This is a genomic window from Pedobacter sp., assembly GCF_046462515.1.
Classification (GTDB): Bacteria; Bacteroidota; Bacteroidia; order Sphingobacteriales; family Sphingobacteriaceae; genus Pedobacter.
This window is the reverse complement of the sequence record NZ_JBKGVD010000009.1, coordinates 248,899-270,283: the sequence shown is the minus strand read 5'-3', so window position 1 is coordinate 270,283 and position 21,385 is coordinate 248,899. Positions and strand designations below refer to the sequence as shown.

Genomic DNA, 21,385 nt, shown 5'->3' with positions numbered 1-21,385 from the left:
TATGAACCCGTCAAAAATTATATTTACAGTCTGCACCAATAACTATCTTGCCCAAGCAAATGTTTTGGCTAAATCCGTTAAAAATATGGCTCTGGATTACATGTTTTATCTGTTCCTGGCCGATGAATTTAGTCCTGAAATAGAATATAACAAGTTTGAAAACATCAATTTCATTAATTGGCAAGATCTTCCTATAGATTGTGAAGATCTTAAAAAGAAGTTTGACGTGGTTGAGCTGAGTACCGGAATTAAAGCCAGTTGCTTTAAATATCTGTTTTCAAAATACGAAGCAGAAATTGTTCATTACTTTGATCCTGACATCAGATTGTTCTCATCTTTAAATCATCTTGATGCATATTTTGATCAGGCATCTATATTGCTTACACCTCATATTTTTAACCCAATTAAGTGGCAGGATGGTTCTCCCAATGAAAATCTTTTCCTTCGCCACGGCCTGTATAATTTAGGTTATTTAGGATTAAAAAAATCAGAGGCCGCAGCCGCCACTCTTGATTGGTGGGAAGACCGTTGCTTGAAGATGGGATTTAACAATCCAAAATATGGTTTTTTTGTTGACCAGCTCTGGATGAACTATATCCCCCTGTTTCACCCCAAAGAAACGTTTATTATATTAGACAAGGGTTACAATATGGGACCATGGAATTTACATGAACGAAGCCTAAGCGGTAAAAACGATTCTTCTTTTATGGTGAATGGTGAAAGCAATCTTGTATTTTACCATTTCAGCTCTTACAACTACAAGAGCCATGAGATTTCAAGGCATTACAGATATACATTTGCAAGTAATCCTGATGTTAAACCTGTTTACGACATCTATCAACAGGAAATGATTGAAGCCGGAGTTGAAAAATTTGAGCTGTTTAAATGGGCATACACCAAGAAAAAATCCTTTCTTAAAAAGCTTTTAAAGAAATAATGAGTGGTAATTCTCCTAAGATTAGTATTGTAATTCCGGTTTTCAATGCAATTACCACCATTGAAAATGTTATAAAAAGTGTATTGGATCAAACTTATGGCAACAAGGAGCTGATCATCATAAATAACCTTTCTACAGACGGAACTACGGAAGTACTTGAAAGTTTTGGAAATCAAATAGACGTTCTTGTTTCTGAAAAAGACAAAGGCATATATGATGCCATGAATAAAGCCTTAAAATATTGCTCTGGAGATTGGATATATTTTTTAGGGTCTGATGATATTCTTTATAACAACCTTGTTCTGGACAATATTTTTTCAAGAGAGAATGATATAAATCACAGTGACATCATTTATGGAAATGCCTTTTATATTCACCGTCAGACTATTCGATTTAGGAAGATGAATAGATATAAGCTGGCTAAACATAACTTTAACCATCAAACAATTTTTTATCCTAAAGAGGTTTTTAAGCACTTTAGCTATGATACAAAATACAAGCTTTGGGCAGATTACAATCTCAACATCCAACTATTCTTTAAAACAAACTATAAATTCCGCTATTTCGATATTATCGTTGCGAAGTTTAACGACAGAGGTTCTTCGGGGAATAATGATGACAAGGATTTTATAAGAGATAAGAAAAGGATTTTGCACCAAATATTTCCATTTGATGTACTGGCTTTCTACTACGGCCGAGAATTGTTTTTGCTGATCAGGGATTTTTTAAAAAGAAAAAGAAATGAAAATAGACAGAATAAGGCTTAAGCTTAAAACAAAAGTTGTTACCTTAAGCTACGCGGCCGCAACGGTCTATTTCGCTAACCAAAAGACTATTACTTTTAAATTAATTATCATTATTTTAAAAAAGTGGACTTATGCACTCGTCTATTATATTTTAGCATTAGGTATAGCAAAAAGCAAAAAGTCAAAACTCTCACTTTTCTTAAACGACATTAAGCCAAGCGAGAGTTTTTTCAATACTATTTATAAACCAACTGTTTCTAACAATCCTACTGTCTGTATTATTATTAATGCAGTAAATTGCCCTGAAAAATATTTACACAATTGTTTAGCAGGTATTGATAATAAGATAAGATCAATAAGTTATGAACTTATTGTAATTACAAATGACCGGTATCAATTACCTGATAACATTAAACAGGTATCGCCAAGTGCTCTTGATAAAGACATCTTAGCAAAAAATATAAATGCTAAATATACTTTTTTAATAAGTGCCTATCACCAATTACTTAATGATGTTCTTGCCAACTGTTTACAATTTACGGGTGATTTTAGTGCGTTAACTTCTAAGATAATTTTTGCAAGTAACGGCTTGCTAAAGTATGCCGGAGCAAGGTATGAAAATCAAAAAGTAATTCTGCAAGGGCTTTATGCTAACCCTAACGATTTCGAGTTTAATTATATTACACCAGTAGAGTTAGCAACCGAAACTTTATTTTTTAAAACATCTGATTTCTTTACATCAGAAAATCTTGTTTTAGAAACAGATAACTGGGCAGAAAGCTTAGCCAAACTAAGCTCAAATCTATGTGCTAATTTAAACAAGCCTGTTTACTATCATCCTTTGTTAGCTTTTGCAACATACAGCGATAAAGTATCTGAGGTGGCTTTAGACCAAGACCCTGCGTATCTTATTCAGCAGAGTAAGCTTAAAAATCAAGCAATTTTAGTTGTCGATGCCGTATATCCAACCCCAGACAAAGACTCCGGCTCAAGAAGATTGTTTGAACTGATTAAAATTTTCAAATCGTTAAATCTTACCGTTTATTTTCTGGCTCATGAGGCAGTAACAACAGAAAAATATTATAATGACTTGGTAAATTTGGGTATAAGGGTATTCAAGGGACGCTATCACAGAGAGAAACAGTTTTCTAAATTAGCTCCTTATCTACCTGAGATTAATTTTGCATGGATTTCACGTCCTGACATGAATGAAATTTATGGCGGTCGGATTAAACAAACCAATCCGCATATTAAGTGGATATACGATACTGTAGATCTTCATTTTATAAGAGAGCAACGAGCTAAACAAATTAGCAGTAGTGTTTCTTTAGTCATTGATCACAATATAGATCAGCTTAAGGAAAAGGAACTTAAACTTGCAAACCTTGCTGATTATACTATTACAGTAACCGATGTTGAAAAAGACATCCTGAACCAGCATAACATAGAGAATGTGTATACAATTCCCAACATACATCCCCTGCAAAATATAGCTGATAAAAATCTTTCATTTAACGAGCGGGAAGGATTACTATTCATTGGCAGTTATCTCCATCAACCGAATATAGATGCAGCTTTTTGGCTAATTAAAGAAATTATGCCTCTTGTTTGGCAAATACATCCGCACATAAAAGTATATTTATTAGGCAGTAACCCAACTAAGGATATTATAAGTTTAGCATCCGATAATGTTATGGTGCCCGGTTATATAAAAGACGTAGCTCCTTATTTTCTAAATTCTCGCATATTTGTTGCTCCCTTGCGTTTTGGAGCTGGAATGAAGGGAAAAATTGGACAAAGTTTAGAATTTGGTCTGCCGGTTATATCAACAGAAATAGGGGTAGAAGGTATGTATTTAAGTGATGATGAAAATTGTATGGTAGCCAATGATACAGCTGCATTTGCAGAAAAAATCATCCAATTATATGATAACGGAGTATTATGGCAGAAAATCCATAAAAACTCATTAGATGCCATAGCTAAATATTCACCAGAGGCTGTAACTAACCAGCTCAAAGACATTTTATTTTAGCATTCATTTTTATGAAAAAGATTTCCATCATTACCGTAAATTTTAATGACAGAGAGGGTTTAAAAAAAACTATTCTAAGTGTAATTGAGCAAACTTTTGCTGATTTTGAGTTTCTAGTAATAGATGGAGGAAGCAAAGATGGAAGCAAAGAGCTCTTAGAAGAATACAATAATAAAATTGGTTTTTGGGTAAGCGAGCCCGATAATGGTATTTACCATGCGATGAACAAGGGTATTCAAAGAGCTGAGGGAGAATACCTTCTTTTCCTAAATGCCGGAGACCGATTACACCACTCAACGACCTTAAGCGAAGCTTCTAAATTAATGAGTGAACCTGTTGATATTTATTACGGAGATATTATTTATGAAGAACCTAATGGAAGAAATAAAAAAGTGAATTTTCCGCAACAATTAGATTTTAGCTACTTCTACAGATTCAATTTATCTCATCAGGCCAGTTTTATCAAGAAATCTTTATTTGATAAAATAGGATTATATAATGAAGCCTATAAAATCGTCTCGGACTGGGAATTTTTTATTGTTGCTATTTTTAGATACGATGCTACTTATCGGCATTTAAATCTAATCATTTCAGATTACGATGGAACAGGGATTTCTTCAAATACGGAAAACCATCCTTCCATGCACAAGGAAAGGGACCAGACCATAGACAAGTTCTTTAGTAATTTTAAAAATGATTATCAACTTCTCAACGCATATAACGATAAATATCTTAAGCAACTGCTATATTTAAAAAACAATCATAAGTTTAAATGGACCTTAGTTAAAGGGTTGATAAAGCTCTTACGATAAAGATTATGAAAATATGCTATGACCACCAGATTTTTACTACGCAAAAAGCCGGAGGGATTTCTCGCTACTTCAAATACCTTATAAACGGCATTAGCGAAACTGCTAAAGACGATTATATTTTATCTGCGCTTTATAGTGAAAATATGTATCTGGAGGAGCATGACCTACCTTCTGTAATTGGAAAGTTTAAATTTTTATTCAACTCGCAAAAAAAAATCTTAAAGCGAAATAAATCTTATTCCAAAAAGATAATTAAGCAAAATGAATTTGATGTTTTTCACCCAACTTATTTTGACCCTTATTATTTACCTCTCATTAAAAAACCAACGGTAGTCACTATTCATGACATGACCTATGAAGCTTTTCCTCATCTATTTCCAGCTGATGACCCCACCCCTTATTACAAGCGTTTGGCAATGGAAAAAGCAGATAGACTGATTGCGATATCAGAAAAAACAAAAACAGATATTCTAAACTTTACCAACATACCTGAAAATAAAATAGAAGTTATCTATCACGGTATGGACTTAGTGCCTCCTGTATACGCTAATGTAGAAAATCTACCCAAAAATTATATTTTATATGTTGGTGGCAGGTGGTCTTATAAGAATTTTTTCTTTTTCATAGATGCCTTTGAACAAATCGCGAAAAAGTACCCTGATATTGCTTTAGTATTAGCTGGTGGAGGAGATTTAGCTTATGGAGACTCTGAATATCTATATCGAAAAAAACTAGTTGACAAAGTAATCCATATCAATCCGACCGATGAGCAGCTCAACACACTTTACAATAAAGCTCAATGCTTTGTTTACCCTTCAAGCTATGAAGGCTTTGGTTTTCCTATATTAGAAGCCTTTAATAATGAATGTCCGGTATTATTGAACAACAATGAATGTTTCAAAGAAATAGCTGCAGAAGGGGCTCTTTATTTTGAGGACAATAATTTAGAATCCCTAATCTTTACGCTTGACAAGATACTTGAGAATAAAATCCTTGTTCAAAGATTGGTGACAATAGGAAAAGAAAAACTAATGCAATATCCTATACAGGCCTGCATTGACAAAACACTAAATCTGTATCATAACCTATAGCTATTTTGTTCCCTTAAGATTGGTTTTTATTTTCTTCCAAGTTCTGGATAAAAATCCTTTTTTTACCTCTTTAACTATAGGATGTTCTACGCTTTGGGTAAAAAGATCTGCATAGGCATTGGGGATAAAAAAGATTGGATCTTTAATTTCTTCCAGTTCATACACAGGCAAATTAGCATGAGGATGGGAGCCAAAAGTATGGGTTGCATCTGGTCCAAATCCAATATTTTTAATCAGGTTAACATTTGGAATGATGCTTAGTCTGTTATTAATCAAGTTACAATAAGCATATTGATAGTCCCAGGTATTGATTTCTTTTTTATAGGTAGCTTCTAAGTTTCTATACCATATTTGGCTGTAAGCAGCGTGACTGGCCAAACTTTCTAATTCTGTAACCTTTAAATGTTCGAAGCTCTTCATATCCACATCATAAGTTTCCCAAACCCTTCTCCAGCCTGCCCATCCCCAAACATGTGTTAATCGGGAGTAGTAATATGATCCATTTCCAATTATATTTCCCTCTTGGAAATTAGCTCCGCCAATATGACCTATCCTGTCATCATCTTTATATTTTTCAAGCATTGAACTGCAAAATCCAAAAAAACTTTGGGAAGGAACGCAGTCATCTTCTAATACAATTCCTTTTTCTTCATTTTTAAAGAACCATGAAATTGCTGTGCTTACGGCTTCTCTACATCCTAAATTATGCTCATTAAATCGTGTTTTTACTTCACAGTCCCAATCTATCCCATTTACAATAGTCCTTACTAAAGCTACTTTTTCAGCTTCGGCCTCGTTCCTGGGGCCATCAGCAGCAATGTATAGTTTCTTCGGCTGTGCCTTTTTAATTTCTTTAAAAACAACTTCGGTAGTATCAGGTCTGTTAAAGACCAAAAAAAGAACCGGTATTTGTTTATTATACTGTAGCATGAACTTTAATTTTTATGTTCTACCTATAATCCACTTAGCTCTACTTTTCGAAATGCCCCATATCAACAATAACGTTGTTCCATATACAATCATAAACCTACAGCAAACATAAGCAAACATTCCTGCTAAAGACATATCTTGTATTTGAGGCAGCTTAAATGGCCTGAATATTTCGGGAAGAAGATTGGTTACCAGTATATAATGAATTAAATATACCCCAAATGTAGTTTCTCTCGGCTTCAGATATTTAGTAAAACCAAAATTCTTGATTTTGAGCAGTAAAAAAATTGTAATCAAGGAATAGAAAATATTGCTAATCCTTAACGTATTGTATGGATCGGAGCTTTGAAGATTTATGAGGTTCATACTATCCCAAACTGAGCATACAAAAGACAAAATAAACAATATAATAATTACAGGATAGGAAATATGTTTTAGCTTCTGTTCTATATAAACCCAGTTTTTATTGAGCATGGCTCCTAACCAAAGATAAAACACAAACCCAAAAATAGCGGTAGTATGCGAGGGTGTATACCACTCAAAATATACATTTACACTGTATGTAAGCGAGAAAAGAAGAAATATAACCCCTAACCACCATTTATACAGAAACCTCTTAAAAATGAGCAATAGACCTATACAGAATAAAAAGTTTATAATAAACCAATAATTCGTGTACAAATAGGTCATCTTTAATTTTTCAGGCAGCAGCTGCCTAAGATCAAATTTATCTTTCAGTACAATGTATTGCTGAATTAAAACAACTGTGATAAAAATACTTGACCATATCAACCAAGGGACAAATACGGTAGAGAGACGCCTTTTAAAATATTGCCAAGAAGAGTACGAAACAAACTTACTTCCTAAAAGAAAACCGGCTAATACAAAAAAAGCGATGGTACCAAATTTGGATAACTGAATTAAACTTATATATACAATATGTTTTAAAGAAAAGCTATCGAAGATGTATGTCCCACTGTAAACAGAATGCTCAAAAACAATGCCCATCATGGCTATACATCTGATGGTATCTACAAAATCAAAATTCTTTTTCTCCTGTACTAATTCAGTGTTTTGCATTCACCTGCTAATATCAACAAAAAAGCGTTTTGAGATTTACCCCAAAACGCTTTTTCACTGTATAATTTATATTACAATTTACGTTTAACTTCAACTTGCTCGTAAGCTTCGATGATATCACCAACTTCAATATTATTAAAGTTCTGAATGTTCAAACCACATTCATAACCTTTAGAAACCTCTTTTACATCATCTTTAAAGCGTTTTAACGATGCTAATTCTCCTGTATAAATTACTACGCCATCTCTAATAATACGGATTTTGCTATTTCTGCTAATCTTACCATCTAATACCATACAACCCGCAATTGTTCCAACTTTAGAAATTTTGAAGGTTTCTCTGATTTCAACGTTAGCCACAATTTTCTCTTCAAATTCAGGAGCCAGCATGCCTTCCATTGCGGTCTTGATCTCATTAATCGCATCGTAAATGATAGAATATAAACGAATATCTATCTGCTCTTGCTCTGCTAATTTACGTGCACCTGCCGATGGACGCACCTGGAAACCAACGATGATCGCATCAGATGCAGAAGCCAATAATACATCTGATTCTGAAATCTGCCCTACACCTTTGCTGATTACATTAATCTGTATCTCCTCAGTAGATAACTTCAACAAAGAGTCTGCCAATGCTTCGATAGAACCATCCACGTCGCCTTTGATAATCAGGTTCAGCTCTTTAAAGTTACCGATAGCCAAACGACGACCAATCTCTGCAAGTGTAATATGTTTTTGCGTACGCAAACCTTGCTCACGCATTAATTGCAAACGTTTATTGGCAATATCTCTGGCTTCGGTTTCGCTTCCTAAAGCATTAAATCTATCGCCCGCAGTAGGAGCTCCTGACATACCTAATACCTGTACAGGCACTGATGGTCCAGCTTCGTTTACTTTAGCTCCACGTTCATTAAATAAAGCTTTTACTTTACCGCTGTAACTACCTGCAAGTATTGGGTCTCCAACTCTTAGCGTTCCTCCTTGTACCAGAACAGTAGTTACAATACCTCGGCCTTTATCTAAAGTAGCTTCTATAACCGTACCTACAGCACGTTTATCTGCATTAGCCTTAAGCTCCAGTAACTCTGCTTCAAGCAGTACCTTATCTAAAAGTAAATCTACATTTAAACCGCTTTTACTTGATATTTCCTGCGACTGATATTTACCTCCCCAGTCTTCAACCAAAATATTCATAGTAGATAACTGTTCTCTAATTCTGTCTGAATTAGCCCCTGGCTTATCTATCTTAGTGAAAGCAAAAACTAAAGGTACACCCGCAGCTTGTGCGTGATTAATGGCCTCTTTAGTTTGAGGCATCACAGCATCGTCAGCCGCGATTACAATAATTGCAATATCTGCAACTTTAGCACCACGTGCACGCATAGCGGTAAACGCTTCGTGACCAGGGGTATCTAAGAATGTAATTTCTTTACCTGTATTCGTAGTTACTTTATATGCCCCGATGTGCTGAGTTATACCTCCCGCCTCACCGGCTACCACATTTGCTTTACGAATATAATCTAGTAATGAAGTTTTACCGTGGTCAACGTGTCCCATGATAGTTACCACTGGTACACGAGGTTTCAAATCTTCTTCTGAATCTTCTTCTTCAAGATTTACATCTTCCTCTTCATCTGGTTTTACAAACTGTACCTCATAACCAAACTCATCAGCTACAATGGTTAAGGTTTCTGCATCCAATCGCTGATTGATGGAAACAAATATACCCAAGCTCATACATGTACCTATTACTTTGGTTACAGGCACATCCATCATATTGGCTAATTCGTTCGCCGTAACGAACTCTGTTACCTTAAGTACCTTTGATTGTAATTCTTCTTCTAAGGCTGCTTCTTCTGCTGATAAAGCTATATCATCACGTTTCTGACGACGCAACTTAGCTCTTTGAGCGAATTTACCAGACTTACCAGCTCCACTTAAACGGGCAAGAGTTGCCTTAATTTGATCTTGTATTTCTTTTTCAGAAGGTTCTTCTTTTGGAACATTCTGATGCCCCTGATGACCTTTACCTTTAAAGTTTCTATTACCCCCTTGCTGATTTCCTTTAAAATCAGGGCGGGCATTACCATGACCTCCATGTCTGTTTTGCCCATGCTGTCCGCCACCCTGGGTTTGTTGCCCCTGAGTTCCCTGCTGACCAGGTGTATGTACACCGCCTGGACCTGTTTTCTTACGTTTACGTTTACGTTTAGCCGCTTCACTATCGCTGGATGAGGCTACAGGTTGACTTCTACGTTCTGGTACTGTTGGTAATTCTATTTTTCCGATGATGTTAGGGCCCGATAATTTTACAGATCTGGCTTTAATCACTTCATCTTCTGCTTTCTCCTCTTTTACAGGAGTTTTCACTTCTTCTTTGGCTTTTACTACTTCAGGTTGCTTAGGCTTCTCCTCAACTACTCTCTCTTTCACCTCTGCTTTAACCTCTGGTTTTGGCTGTTCTACAACTTTAGGTTCAACTGGTTTTTCCTGAGGGATATTTGCTACATCTTCTTTCTGCACTGGAGCAGGAGACGGTTCCGTTACTTCTTCCTTAGCTTTAGGCTTGGGGTTTAAATCATTCAAATTTATTTTACCTACAACTTTAACTCCCGGTAAAGAGTTTTCTTCATTTTCAGGTTCTTTGGATTCTGATTCCTGCTTGTTTTCAACAACAGGTTTTTCTTCTTTAGCCTTTTCTACAGGAGGTGTATAATGATGTAAGTTTTTAATCAATACCCCTTCATTCTCATAATCCTGTTTTGCCTTAGGAGCCTCCGGGGATTTCTCAATTGCTTCGGGTTCGTCACGACGGATTTTGCCAATAACGATTTGATTTGCCTCTTCCTTAACTATTTTGTCACCCTGAAACTCTCGTAAAAGGGCGTTATACATTTCGCTGGAAAGTTTCGTATTTGGCTTGTTATCCACAGCAAAGCCCTTCTTACCCAGAAACTCTACGGCCGTAGAAATTCCGATGTTAAGTTCTTTTGCTGCTTTTAATAACACTATTGTTTTGTCGTCTGACATTGATTTTCCTCTTTTTTCTATATTATACAAAAGTAACGTTTATTCTTGTTTTTTCAAGTAAACGGCCTATTATTCAAATTCAGATCTTAAAATACCCAAAACCTCTTTAACAGTTTCTTCTTCTAAGTCTGTACGTTTTACCAAATCATCTAGGCTTAATGCCAATACGCTTTTCGCGGTATCAAGACCAATGGCTTTAAGCTCATCTATGATCCAGCTTTCTATTTCGTCTGAGAATTCTTCTAAATCCACATCTTCATCTTCTTCATCTGCCTCACGATATACATCAATCTCGTAACCGGTTAATTTGCCTGCCAGTTTAATATTGTGACCTCCACGGCCAATAGCCAGAGACACCTGATCTGGTTTTAGATAAACTGAAGCATGTTTACTTTCTTCATCCAGTTTAATAGATGTAATTTTTGCCGGGCTCAAAGCACGTTGGATGTACAACGAAATATTATTGGTAAAATTAATTACGTCGATATTCTCGTTTTTCAACTCTCTAACAATTCCATGTATACGGGATCCTTTCATACCCACACAGGCACCTACCGGATCAATCCTATCATCATAAGATTCTACCGCAACTTTAGCGCGTTCTCCTGGTTCACGAACAATCTTTTTAATAGTGATTAAACCATCAAAAATTTCTGGAACTTCCAGTTCGAATAAACGTTGTAAGAATTCAGGCGCAACACGCGAAATAATAATTTTAGGTGTGGCATTAACCATATCTACCTTTGAAATAACCGCGCGAACAGCATCTCCTTTTTTGAAATAGTCAGCCGGAATTTGTTCAGTTTTTGGCATAATAAGTTCATTTCCTTCATCATCTAAAACCAATGTCTCTTTTTTCCAAACCTGATAAACCTCTCCTGTTACGATTTCTCCTACCCTGTCTTTATATTTTTTAAAGATCTCGTCTTTTTCCAGCTCAAGAACCTTAGAAACTAATGTTTGGCGTGCAGCTAAAATAGCTCTACGGCCAAAACTTTCTAATGTAATTTGCTCTATATAATCATCACCCACTTCAAGATCAGCGTCATATTGACGTACTTCTGCCAACTCAATTTCAAGATCATCATCCTCAGAAAAGCCATCTTCCATTACTTTCCTGGTTCTCCAGATCTCCAGATCTCCATTATCCGGGTTTACAATTACGTCGCAGTTTTCATCTGTGCCGTATTTTTTACGTATCATGCTACGAAAAACCTCTTCAAGTACACTGATTACTGTTGGGCGGTCGATATTCTTAAAGTCCTTGAACTCTTGAAAAGAATCGATTAAGTTAATATTGCTCATTTCTATTTAAATGAAATTAAAACCTTTGTTTCTAAAATATCTTTAAACTCTATTGATAGACTTACCTGTTGAGCTTTTTTTCCTTTTTCTTTTACGGTTTCTTCTATGGTAATGGCATTACCATCAACCGAAAGAAGTTTGCCTTGTTTTTTATTGCCATCAGCCAGCTTAATTTCCAGTTGTCTATCTTTATTTTTAACATACTGACGTTCCAGCTTTAGGGGCTCTCCAACCCCGGGCGATGAAACTTCTAAATTATAGGCTGTTTCGATTGCATTTTCTTCTTCTAAATGAAATCCCACATGCCTGCTGATTGCTACACAATCCTGTATGCTAATTCCCTGATCTCCGTCTACATGAATAATCAACTTATTATTTGGCAGCATTTTTACATCAACCAAAAATAAATCAGGTCTGTCAGCAATTTTTTCTTCTACTAACTCACTAACTCTCTTTTCTATCTGCATAGTATAAAATTTTGCTAAATGAAAAGAGGGGACACGCGTCCCCTCTTTTCTTGTTTTGCTCTGCAAAGATATTATTTTTTTTTAAATTTTAAAAATCATTCTCATATCTAAGCATTTATAACTCTAAAAGAAGAAACGCGCTCCTAACGAGAAATCAATTCGTCCCATATTTTCTTTCTGATCCTGCTCCAGATTTTTGGTAACCGCAGTGGTTCCGTTATCTATATTAATTTTAGACAGTACACCCCCGACCAAACCTAACTGCGCCCCGATAGCAATTGATTTTGCCACTTTTAAATCATAGCCTACATCTATTGCAGATCCAAATGTACCTCCGGTAATTGTAACCGCTCTACCTACATAATTTAGTTTATTATTATAATCCAGATATCCTAGGGCAATTCCAAACAAGAAGCTATGCCTGTCATTTGCAGTAGAATACTTACCTGATAAGCTTGGTCCTACAAAAGTATGCGTAAGGTTGTCTTCTACTTTGCCCAAAGCAACAATCTGTCCAAAATCATCTGCCAGAAACCCATCTCCCTGATTTGAAGATTTAAACTGATTTAGCTTTAAACCAATTGCCCAAGTAGGTTTCACATAATAGCTAATGTCTACTCCATAATTACCCCCTGATTTTAGCCCCTGAATATATGACCTCTCTTCTGTAGTAGCATCTTTAGAAATTTTACCTAAAAGATAGCTATACCCACCAGAAAACGCTACACGAAAATGACTAAAACTTACTGCATCATTTTTTGGTGGTTGAACGGGATTTTGTGCAGATACCATCCCTACCCAAAATAGCATGGGCAAAATAATAAAATTCTTCATTGTGTTTGTTTGATAATGGGGCGCAAGATAGGATTTTATCTCAACAATTCTTTCTGCAGCGTTTTTACTTTATATCCCACATCTGACTTTAAAATATCTTCTGTTTTTCCAAAATTTGCCCCTATTAACGTATTAACCATATACGTACTTCCTTTTTCTAAAGGTTTATTCGGTGTAAAAACCAAACTATCCCCGGAAATACTAATTTTTCCTTTTATCTCTTTTTCAAGACTATCTTCTTTAGACTGAAAAACCTGTATGATTAAGTTTTCTTTATCTTTAAGCTGCCTTACCTGATAAAGTTCCGCTTCTCCTAAATCGGCAATAACAATCCTGGTACTATCTTTAGAAAATCCAATTTGAGTTGTCTTGTTTGTTGTGCATGAAGCGAACATTAGGAATATAGAAGCGAATACCTTAAATTTATTCATTTAACAAATATAGCTTATGAAACTTATTTTAGAAGTATTATTAATGGGACTTGCTCTGTACATTGGAGCACGTATTGTTCCCGGCGTATATGTTGATGGGTACGGGAGCGCCATAATTGCATCTTTACTTATTGCTTTGGCAAACGCAACCATAGGACTGGTCCTACGCTTTTTTACCTTTCCGCTAAACCTGCTTACCTTGGGATTGGTTTCTTTTATTATTTCTATTTTAATGATATTACTGGTAGATAGTATGATGACCAGTTTTAACACCAACGGCTTCTTGTCTGCAACAGTGCTTGCAATTGTGGTAACATTTGTGAAGATAATATTAGACGCTATTTTTGGTATGAATCGCGAATAATTTGTGTGCCCTTATTTAGAAAAGGGCACACAATTACGAATATATTTAACCTAATATACTTCGACTGATTACTACTTTCTGTATCTCAGAAGTCCCTTCATAAATCTGTGTGATTTTTGCATCACGCATCAATCTTTCTACATGGTATTCTTTAACATAACCATAACCACCATGCACCTGAACAGCTTCAACCGTTACATCCATAGCTACTTTACTGGCATAAACTTTTGCCATTGCCGCTTCTAACGCATAAGGTTTTCCCTGATCTTTAAGCCACGCCGCTTTATAAACCAGCATTCTTGCCGCTTCTATTTCAGTTGCCATATCAGCAAGCTTAAAGGCTACGGCTTGGTGATCTGCAATAGGTTTACCAAATGCTTTTCTTTCTTTGGCATAAGCGAGAGCCAATTCATAAGCTCCGGCGGCAATACCCAAAGCCTGCGCAGCAATACCTATTCTTCCTCCTTCTAATGTTTTCATCGCGAATTTAAAACCAAATCCGTCTTCACCAATTCTGTTTTCTTTTGGTACTTTCACATCATTAAACATCAAAGAATGCGTATCTGACCCTCTTATACCTAATTTATTTTCTTTTGGGCCAACAGTAAATCCAGGCATGCCCTTCTCTACAATAAATGCATTTATGCCTTTATGTTTTAATTCTGGATGAGTTTGTGCAATTACCAGATAGTAGCTTGCATTATTGCCATTTGTTATCCAGTTTTTGGTTCCGTTTAACAGGTAATAATCCCCTTTATCTTCAGCAGTGGTTCTCTGAGATGTTGCATCAGAACCCGCTTCAGGCTCAGAAAGGCAAAATGCGCCTATCTTTTCTCCCGATGCCAGAGGTTTCAGGTATTTTTCTTTTTGTTCTTCAGTTCCATACTGCTCTAAGCCGTAACATACCAAAGAGTTATTCACAGAAACAACTACAGAAGCTGAAGCATCAATTTTAGATAGCTCTTCCATTACAAGAACATAAGAAAGCGCGTCCATGCCAGAACCATTGTATTTTGGATCTACCATTACCCCTAAAAAACCAAGTTCCCCAAGCTTTTTGATCTGCTCTGCAGGAAATTTTTGATGTTCGTCTCTTTCAATAACACCAGGCTTTAATTCATTTTGCGCAAAATCTCTTGCAGCCTGTCTTATCATCAGTTGTTCTTCACTTAACTCAAAATTCATAACTATAATCTACAATTGGTTAATTTTTCCAAATTTAGTGTTTCTTGATCAAAATACTATGCAACCATAATATTTTTTCAATAAAGATAACGTGATATATCTCCTATAGGTTAGTGTATCTAACTCTTAAAGGCTATATCGAAAGCAATATAGTAGGTTACGAAAAAGGATGGAACAATTACCTCACTTAAAAGGCACTCTACAAAACATTTAGCTTATGGCAACTGGTATTATAGCCCTGCCCTAACTTTATGCAGAAAGAAAAAATGGCAAGTAAATATTATTACTTTAACAGACGGTTGTTATCATCAGGAAAAACAAGAATAGGCTTATATTGTTTCGCATCCTCAACAGGCATAGCGGCATAAGACATGATGATAAGAATATCGCCGACCTGAACTTTACGGGCTGTAGCCCCGTTCAGGCAAACAATACCAGTTCCTCTCTCGCCTTTTATAGCATAAGTCTCAAATCTCTCCCCATTGTTGTTGTTAACGATCTGAAGTTTTTCGTTTGGAATGATGTTGGCCGCATCAAGCAAGTCCTCATCAATTGTAATACTCCCTACATAATTCAATTCAGCCTGTGTTACTTTTACGCGGTGAATTTTAGACTTTAATACTTCAATAATCATTTTGCAAAGTTAATAATAATGTTTGGGCACATTGTTAAATTTTAGTAAACCTTTAATCTAATTAATAATCATATTGTCTATTAAACGCGTTTCTCCAACTTTTGCAGCCACAAGAGCTACCACATTTTTTAGCGCTTTCTGTTTAAGCGGATGTAGTGTTTCGCCATTAGCTATGGTTAAATAATCTAATTCAACATGTTCCGTAGCAACCATCATTTGTTTTGCATGTTCAAGCAAGGTATTAATATCTAAGGTATCGTAGTTATCTTTAATATATTGCAGAGCCTTGCTAAGCACTAATGCGTTTTTTCTATCCTTTTCACTTAAATGTACATTTCTTGAGCTCATGGCCAACCCTTCTTTTTCTCTAATAATAGGGCAGGTTATAATTTTAACCGGCAAATCAAGCTTTTGAACCATTGTCTTAATCATAAGCACCTGCTGATAATCTTTCTGACCGAAAAGAGCAATATCTGGCTCTACAACCTTAAAAAGCTTATATACAATCTGAGTTACCCCTTGGTAATGACCTTTTCTAAATTCTCCTTCAAGAAGAAATTCTGCTTCTCCTAAATCAATATACCAGTCTTCGGGTTGCGGAAAATCAGGATACATTTCTTTTACAGAAGGCATAAACACTACATCACATCCAGCTTTCTTCAACATATTAATATCATGCTCAAGGGGGCGAGGATATTTCTCAAGGTCTTTAGGATCCGTAAATTGCGTCGGGTTTACAAAAATACTACACACCACAATGTCTGCTTCTTTCTTCGCCTCGTTAATTAACGATATATGCCCATCATGCAATGCGCCCATTGTTGGCACTAAAGCAACGGTACTTTCTGCTTTTTTAAGTTTAGCCAGCGCCTCTTGCAACGCTGCTCTGGTTTGTGTTACTTCCAAATTTGATTTAGTTAAATAGGGTACTAAATTGGTTATTTCTACAAAAACTACAAAGCCTATTGCCTATTTTATTGATAAATACTAATATAATTCGTACCTTTGCACCTTGATAATCTTTAAATTAACAATAATTTAAAATACATTAATATGGAGATGGCAAAAACGAAGCTACTGATTGTTACCCACGAAATGGCGCCTTTCCTCGAACTTAGCAAGATTTCAGAAATTACCCGTCAATTACCCCAAGCAATGCAAGATAAAGGGTTTGAAATCCGCATCTTAATGCCAAGGTTTGGTAACATCAATGAAAGGAGAAACAGATTACACGAGGTAATTCGTTTATCGGGAATGAATATCATAATAGATGACAATGATAATCCTTTAATTATAAAAGTAGCATCAATACCTGCAGCTCGCATGCAAGTTTATTTTCTGGATAATGAAGATTATTTCCAGCGTAAACATGTGTTCAGGGATAAGGATAACGTATTTTTTGATGATAACGATGAACGTTCTATTTTCTTCTGTAAAGGGGCGTTAGAAACCGTTAAAAAGCTAGGTTGGTCTCCTGATATTGTACACTGCCACGGCTGGATGTCTGCTTTAGTACCTGCGTATATCAAAACAACTTATAAGCATGATCCTGCTTTTAAAAATTCTAAAGTAATTTATTCGGTTTACGAGAATTGTTTTGCAGAAAAAATGAATGACCGTTTAGCTAAAAAAGCAGTGATGAGCAATATGACAGAGGCAGACACTAAGCCATTTGTAGATGCTGATTGCAATGCAATGCATATCGGAGCTATAACATATTCAGATGCTGTGGTTTTAGCTGATGAAAACATTGATAAAGCTGTGTTAAAATTTGTTAAAGATTCGAATAAACCAACTTTAGCTCCTAACTTGACCCAAGATTATGATAATTTCTTTAATTTTTATGAAGAAATTACAAGCGAAGAATTGGTATCAATTGCATAAAATAGCATTATTTAATATATGAAATTTTTAAAAATAGACTTATTAACCTTGTTAGTAAGTCTTTTTGTTTTCTCTTCTTGTCAGAACACCTCCACAATTGGCTTAGAAGTTGATCCTAGTGCAAAAATTAATGGAGAGCTGATCGATACAGCTACCATTAATTCAAGAACGATAAAAGAAGACGATGCCCCTACTTATTCAACAAGTAGTTTCTTAACCCGTTATCCATTAGGATCTTTAACGGATCCTACTTTTGGAACTACTGATGCCAGCCTGGCTTTTAGCGTGAACTTACCTAATGACGAATATAGTTTTGGCACTGATGCTGTTCTAGATTCTGCTGTTTTAGTTTTAAACTACAGTACAGAATTTTATGGAGATAGCACGTCTAAATATAGTCTTGACGTTCACCAGTTAAGCAACAATCTTACCAAGGAAAGTTCTTACCTCAGCTCTAAAAGCTATTCAAAATCTCTTACATCTGTAGGAAATTATACAGGAAAGGTTTTCCCTGCTACACCTTATAAGGTTACTGATATTGTAGCAGGCGGACCTGATACATTACGCTATGTTTCTCCTCAAATAAGAATAAGGCTGAACAACAACTTTATTACCAATAGCATCCTTAATTTATCTGCCAATGCTCTAAAACGTAATGCTTATTTTCAGGATGCATTTAAAGGATTGCATGTTGAAGTAAATAAAGGCAATTCATCTGGTAAGGGGGGGCTAATGTTCTTTAATTTCGACTCTTCTTCATCTGAAACGGGGTTGGTTCTTTATTACAGAAAAAAAACAGATGCTTCATCTACCAGTATTGATACGGTTTCTGTAAGGTTTCCTATTAATGCTTCTGCAAATTCTGCAGTAGCTACCACATTAAAACATAACTATACAGGTACACCTGTTGATGCTCAGCTTACTGCAGATTCTAAAATACAATTTACAGAGACCTATTTGCAACCGCTAGCTGGCGTAAGAAATAAAATATCTTTTCCTTATCTGACTAAATTCAAAAAAGAAATAGGAAAGGTAATTGTAAACCGTGCAGAGTTAGTGATTGATCTAAAATCAGGAACAGATGTATCCCCTTTTAAACCAGCACAACGCTTAGCATTATATAGATATGATATTGCAGGACAACGCCAGAATGTGCCAGATAATGATGTGGGTACAGTTTACGGGGGAGGAGATAAACGAGCAAATCCAAGTTCTTTTGGAGGCTACTTTAACTCGGTAACCAAGCAATATGTTTTTGTGATCACTTCATACATTCAAGATTTATTGGATGGAAAAACAGAAGATTATGGTACATTTTTAGCCCCATCACCTTCTTCAGAATTTGTTTTTTCACCTCCGTATAGTACCGGAGCCCGTTCTGTAATTGGCGCTTTTAAGAAAAGCCCCAGCGCAGGCGATAATGTAATGAAATTAAATATTTATCTCACAAAGGTTAAATAGTAATTTTTTCTTTACACGGAATTTGATATTGTCGCCCTAAAGCATAACTTTAGGGCGATTTTTTTAACCAAAAATAAATAACCAAATGTGTGGAATTGTAGGATATATAGGCTTTAGAGAAGCCTGGCCAATTGTATTGAAAGGTCTGAAGAGATTAGAGTACCGGGGATATGACAGCGCAGGAATTGCTTTACTTAATAATGGTAATTTAAACATTTACAAGAAAGCGGGAAAAGTGAAAGAATTAGAGCAATATGCCGAGGGGAAAGATCTTGCCGGAACTGTAGCTATGGGACATACCAGGTGGGCAACTCATGGAGCTCCTTCTGACCGAAATTCTCACCCTCACACCTCTAACAGTGGCAAGCTCAGCATTATACATAATGGCATTATTGAAAATTATGCTACAATAAAAGAAGAACTTTTAAGCAGAGGTCATCAATTTACTAGCGAAACGGACACCGAAGTCCTTATCCACCTTGTAGAGGAAATTTACAATAATCATGATATAGATTTATTTGAAGCAGTAAGATTGGCGCTGAACGAAGTAAATGGTGCTTACGCCATCGTTATTATGGATAAAGAGCAACCTGATCAGCTTATTGCCGCAAGAAAAGGAAGTCCCATGGTCATTGGTGTAGGTAAAGGAGAATATTTTATCGCTTCAGATGCTACCCCTATTGTAGAGTACACCAATAACGTGATTTATCTAAATGATAACGAAATTGCTCTTATAAAACGAGATAATCTAACGGTAAAAAGACTTGATAACGTTATTCAGACTCCATATGTTCAAGAGCTAGAGCTAAAGTTAGAAATGTTGGAGAAAGGGGGCTTCGAGCATTTTATGCTTAAAGAAATTTATGAGCAACCTCGTTCAATCAAAGATTGTATGAGAGGTCGTATTTATCCCGAAGAAGGAAAAGTGCAGTTAGGCGGCATTAAAGATTATGCCGATAAGCTGAAGAACATAGACCGAATTATCATTGTGGCTTGCGGAACCTCGTGGCATGCAGGCTTAGTAGGCGAGTACTTGATCGAAGAATATGCCCGTATACCGGTAGAAGTAGAATATGCATCAGAATTCAGGTACCGGAATCCTATCATAACCGAAAAAGATATTGTAATCGCCATTTCGCAATCCGGAGAAACCGCCGATACAATGGCCGCCATTGAAATGGCAAAAGAAAAAGGGGCAACTATATTTGGTGTTTGTAATGTTGTAGGTGCCTCTATCCCGAGAATTACGCATGCAGGCGTTTACACACATGCTGGTCCTGAAATCGGAGTAGCTTCTACCAAAGCATTTACAGCACAGGTAACCGTACTTACGCTGATGGCTTTCTATATGGCACAGCAAAAAGGAACAATCAGTAGTTCAAAACTTCGTGAGCTCCTTACAGAACTAGATTGTATTCCCGAAAAAATTCAGGACGCATTAAGATCTAATGACCTGATCAAAACCATTTCAGCTAAATTTAAAGATTCGAGAAATTGTCTGTTTTTAGGTAGGGGGTATGGTTTTCCTGTTGCATTAGAAGGTGCGCTTAAATTAAAAGAGATTTCTTATATACATGCAGAAGGCTATCCGGCAGCAGAAATGAAACACGGACCAATTGCTTTAATAGACGAAGAAATGCCGGTTATTTTTATTGCTACTAAAAATTCATCCTATGAAAAGGTAATCAGCAATATACAAGAGGTTAAAGCTCGTAAAGGTGTAATTATTGCTATTGTAACAGAAGGCGATGTAGAAGTAAAGCGAATGGCCGATTACTGTATAGAAATTCCCGAATCGCAGGAAGCATTTCTACCATTGTTAGCAACCATACCTTTACAGTTATTATCTTATCATATTGCTGTAATGCGGGGGTGCAATGTAGATCAGCCCCGAAATCTGGCAAAATCCGTTACTGTAGAATAAAAAAATCCCCTGAAAATTCAGGGGATTTTTTATTCTTTATCCTTCTTTCCTCCTCTTGCAATATCAATAACGGCTGTTATTAATGTTCTCATCTATACATAAAAAATATCTTAAACCCATTTTGGAATAAGAATTAAGTTTTGGATATATAAATATATTCTTTTCAACTTGTTTTTTAATTGAAAAATCAAGCATTTAACAGTCATTTTTAAATAAAATTTGTGTTACATTAATTTATT

Annotated in this window: 19 protein-coding genes; 9 read left to right on the top strand and 10 right to left on the bottom strand. The window is 35.9% G+C overall.

The window, feature by feature from the left end:
- The first annotated feature begins 1 nt into the window (after position 1).
- Genes ACLHG9_RS13160 through ACLHG9_RS13140 form a run of 5 tightly spaced genes read left to right on the top strand, consistent with a single transcriptional unit; the run spans position 2 to position 5,618 of the window.
- A complete protein-coding gene (locus ACLHG9_RS13160) occupies positions 2–937 on the top strand; it encodes a hypothetical protein (protein ID WP_410221962.1) in 936 nt (311 codons plus the stop codon).
- Complete coding sequence (locus ACLHG9_RS13155) at positions 937–1,704, top strand: glycosyltransferase family 2 protein (protein WP_410221961.1); 768 nt, start codon at positions 937–939, stop codon at positions 1,702–1,704. Before ACLHG9_RS13160 ends, ACLHG9_RS13155 begins: the two co-directional genes overlap by 1 nt.
- Positions 1,679–3,715: a glycosyltransferase gene (locus ACLHG9_RS13150; RefSeq protein ID WP_410221960.1), complete on the top strand. Its 2,037-nt coding sequence runs from the start codon at positions 1,679–1,681 to the stop codon at positions 3,713–3,715. The genes ACLHG9_RS13155 and ACLHG9_RS13150 overlap by 26 nt, the downstream gene beginning before the upstream one ends.
- 11 nt (positions 3,716–3,726) lie before the next feature.
- Complete coding sequence (locus ACLHG9_RS13145) at positions 3,727–4,527, top strand: glycosyltransferase family 2 protein (protein ID WP_410221959.1); 801 nt, start codon at positions 3,727–3,729, stop codon at positions 4,525–4,527.
- Positions 4,528–4,532: 5 nt separating this feature from the next.
- The gene (locus ACLHG9_RS13140) at positions 4,533–5,618 is read left to right on the top strand and encodes a glycosyltransferase family 4 protein (protein WP_410221958.1); all 1,086 of its coding nucleotides are present in this window, start codon (positions 4,533–4,535) and stop codon (positions 5,616–5,618) included.
- Here ACLHG9_RS13140 and ACLHG9_RS13135 read toward each other — a convergent pair whose 3' ends face one another.
- From ACLHG9_RS13135 to ACLHG9_RS13105, 7 genes are all read right to left on the bottom strand, one after another.
- The gene (locus ACLHG9_RS13135) at positions 5,619–6,548 is read right to left on the bottom strand and encodes a nucleotide-diphospho-sugar transferase (RefSeq protein ID WP_410221957.1); all 930 of its coding nucleotides are present in this window, start codon (positions 6,546–6,548) and stop codon (positions 5,619–5,621) included.
- A gap of 12 nt (positions 6,549–6,560) precedes the next feature.
- Complete coding sequence (locus tag ACLHG9_RS13130; RefSeq protein WP_410221956.1) at positions 6,561–7,628, bottom strand: acyltransferase family protein; 1,068 nt, start codon at positions 7,626–7,628, stop codon at positions 6,561–6,563.
- 71 nt (positions 7,629–7,699) lie between these two features.
- A complete protein-coding gene (gene infB / locus ACLHG9_RS13125; protein ID WP_410221955.1) occupies positions 7,700–10,657 on the bottom strand; it encodes a translation initiation factor IF-2 in 2,958 nt (985 codons plus the stop codon).
- A 69-nt stretch (positions 10,658–10,726) separates the two neighbouring features.
- Entirely contained in the window at positions 10,727–11,962 is a 1,236-nt protein-coding gene (gene nusA, locus ACLHG9_RS13120; RefSeq protein ID WP_243358979.1) for a transcription termination factor NusA, read from the bottom strand.
- 2 nt (positions 11,963–11,964) lie between these two features.
- Complete coding sequence (rimP, locus tag ACLHG9_RS13115) at positions 11,965–12,429, bottom strand: ribosome assembly cofactor RimP (protein ID WP_410221954.1); 465 nt, start codon at positions 12,427–12,429, stop codon at positions 11,965–11,967.
- A gap of 123 nt (positions 12,430–12,552) precedes the next feature.
- On the bottom strand, positions 12,553–13,263 hold the full coding sequence (locus ACLHG9_RS13110) for a hypothetical protein (RefSeq protein WP_410221953.1): 711 nt from the start codon (positions 13,261–13,263) through the stop codon (positions 12,553–12,555).
- A gap of 35 nt (positions 13,264–13,298) precedes the next feature.
- Positions 13,299–13,694, bottom strand: coding sequence for a hypothetical protein (locus tag ACLHG9_RS13105; RefSeq protein WP_410221952.1), 396 nt, complete (start codon positions 13,692–13,694; stop codon positions 13,299–13,301).
- Positions 13,695–13,710: 16 nt separating this feature from the next.
- Between ACLHG9_RS13105 and ACLHG9_RS13100 the strand changes: the two genes are divergently transcribed.
- The gene (locus tag ACLHG9_RS13100; RefSeq protein ID WP_410221951.1) at positions 13,711–14,058 is read left to right on the top strand and encodes a phage holin family protein; all 348 of its coding nucleotides are present in this window, start codon (positions 13,711–13,713) and stop codon (positions 14,056–14,058) included.
- Between the two features lie 45 nt (positions 14,059–14,103).
- On the opposite strand, the gene ACLHG9_RS13095 is transcribed toward ACLHG9_RS13100, so the two are convergent.
- The 3 genes from ACLHG9_RS13095 to panC form a co-directional block, all read right to left on the bottom strand.
- Positions 14,104–15,243, bottom strand: a complete 1,140-nt coding sequence (locus tag ACLHG9_RS13095; protein WP_410221950.1) for an acyl-CoA dehydrogenase — start codon at positions 15,241–15,243, stop codon at positions 14,104–14,106.
- 283 nt (positions 15,244–15,526) lie between these two features.
- Positions 15,527–15,877: an aspartate 1-decarboxylase gene (gene panD, locus ACLHG9_RS13090; protein ID WP_410221949.1), complete on the bottom strand. Its 351-nt coding sequence runs from the start codon at positions 15,875–15,877 to the stop codon at positions 15,527–15,529.
- 57 nt (positions 15,878–15,934) lie between these two features.
- Entirely contained in the window at positions 15,935–16,783 is an 849-nt protein-coding gene (gene panC, locus ACLHG9_RS13085; RefSeq protein WP_410221948.1) for a pantoate--beta-alanine ligase, read from the bottom strand.
- A 153-nt stretch (positions 16,784–16,936) separates the two neighbouring features.
- Here panC and ACLHG9_RS13080 point away from each other — a divergent pair, with 153 nt between their 5' ends.
- From ACLHG9_RS13080 to glmS, 3 genes are all read left to right on the top strand, one after another.
- On the top strand, positions 16,937–17,761 hold the full coding sequence (locus tag ACLHG9_RS13080) for a glycogen/starch synthase (RefSeq protein WP_410221947.1): 825 nt from the start codon (positions 16,937–16,939) through the stop codon (positions 17,759–17,761).
- 18 nt (positions 17,762–17,779) lie between these two features.
- Positions 17,780–19,222, top strand: a complete 1,443-nt coding sequence (locus ACLHG9_RS13075) for a DUF4270 domain-containing protein (RefSeq protein WP_410221946.1) — start codon at positions 17,780–17,782, stop codon at positions 19,220–19,222.
- An 85-nt stretch (positions 19,223–19,307) separates the two neighbouring features.
- The gene (gene glmS, locus ACLHG9_RS13070) at positions 19,308–21,146 is read left to right on the top strand and encodes a glutamine--fructose-6-phosphate transaminase (isomerizing) (protein ID WP_410221945.1); all 1,839 of its coding nucleotides are present in this window, start codon (positions 19,308–19,310) and stop codon (positions 21,144–21,146) included.
- Positions 21,147–21,385: the final 239 nt, after the last annotated feature.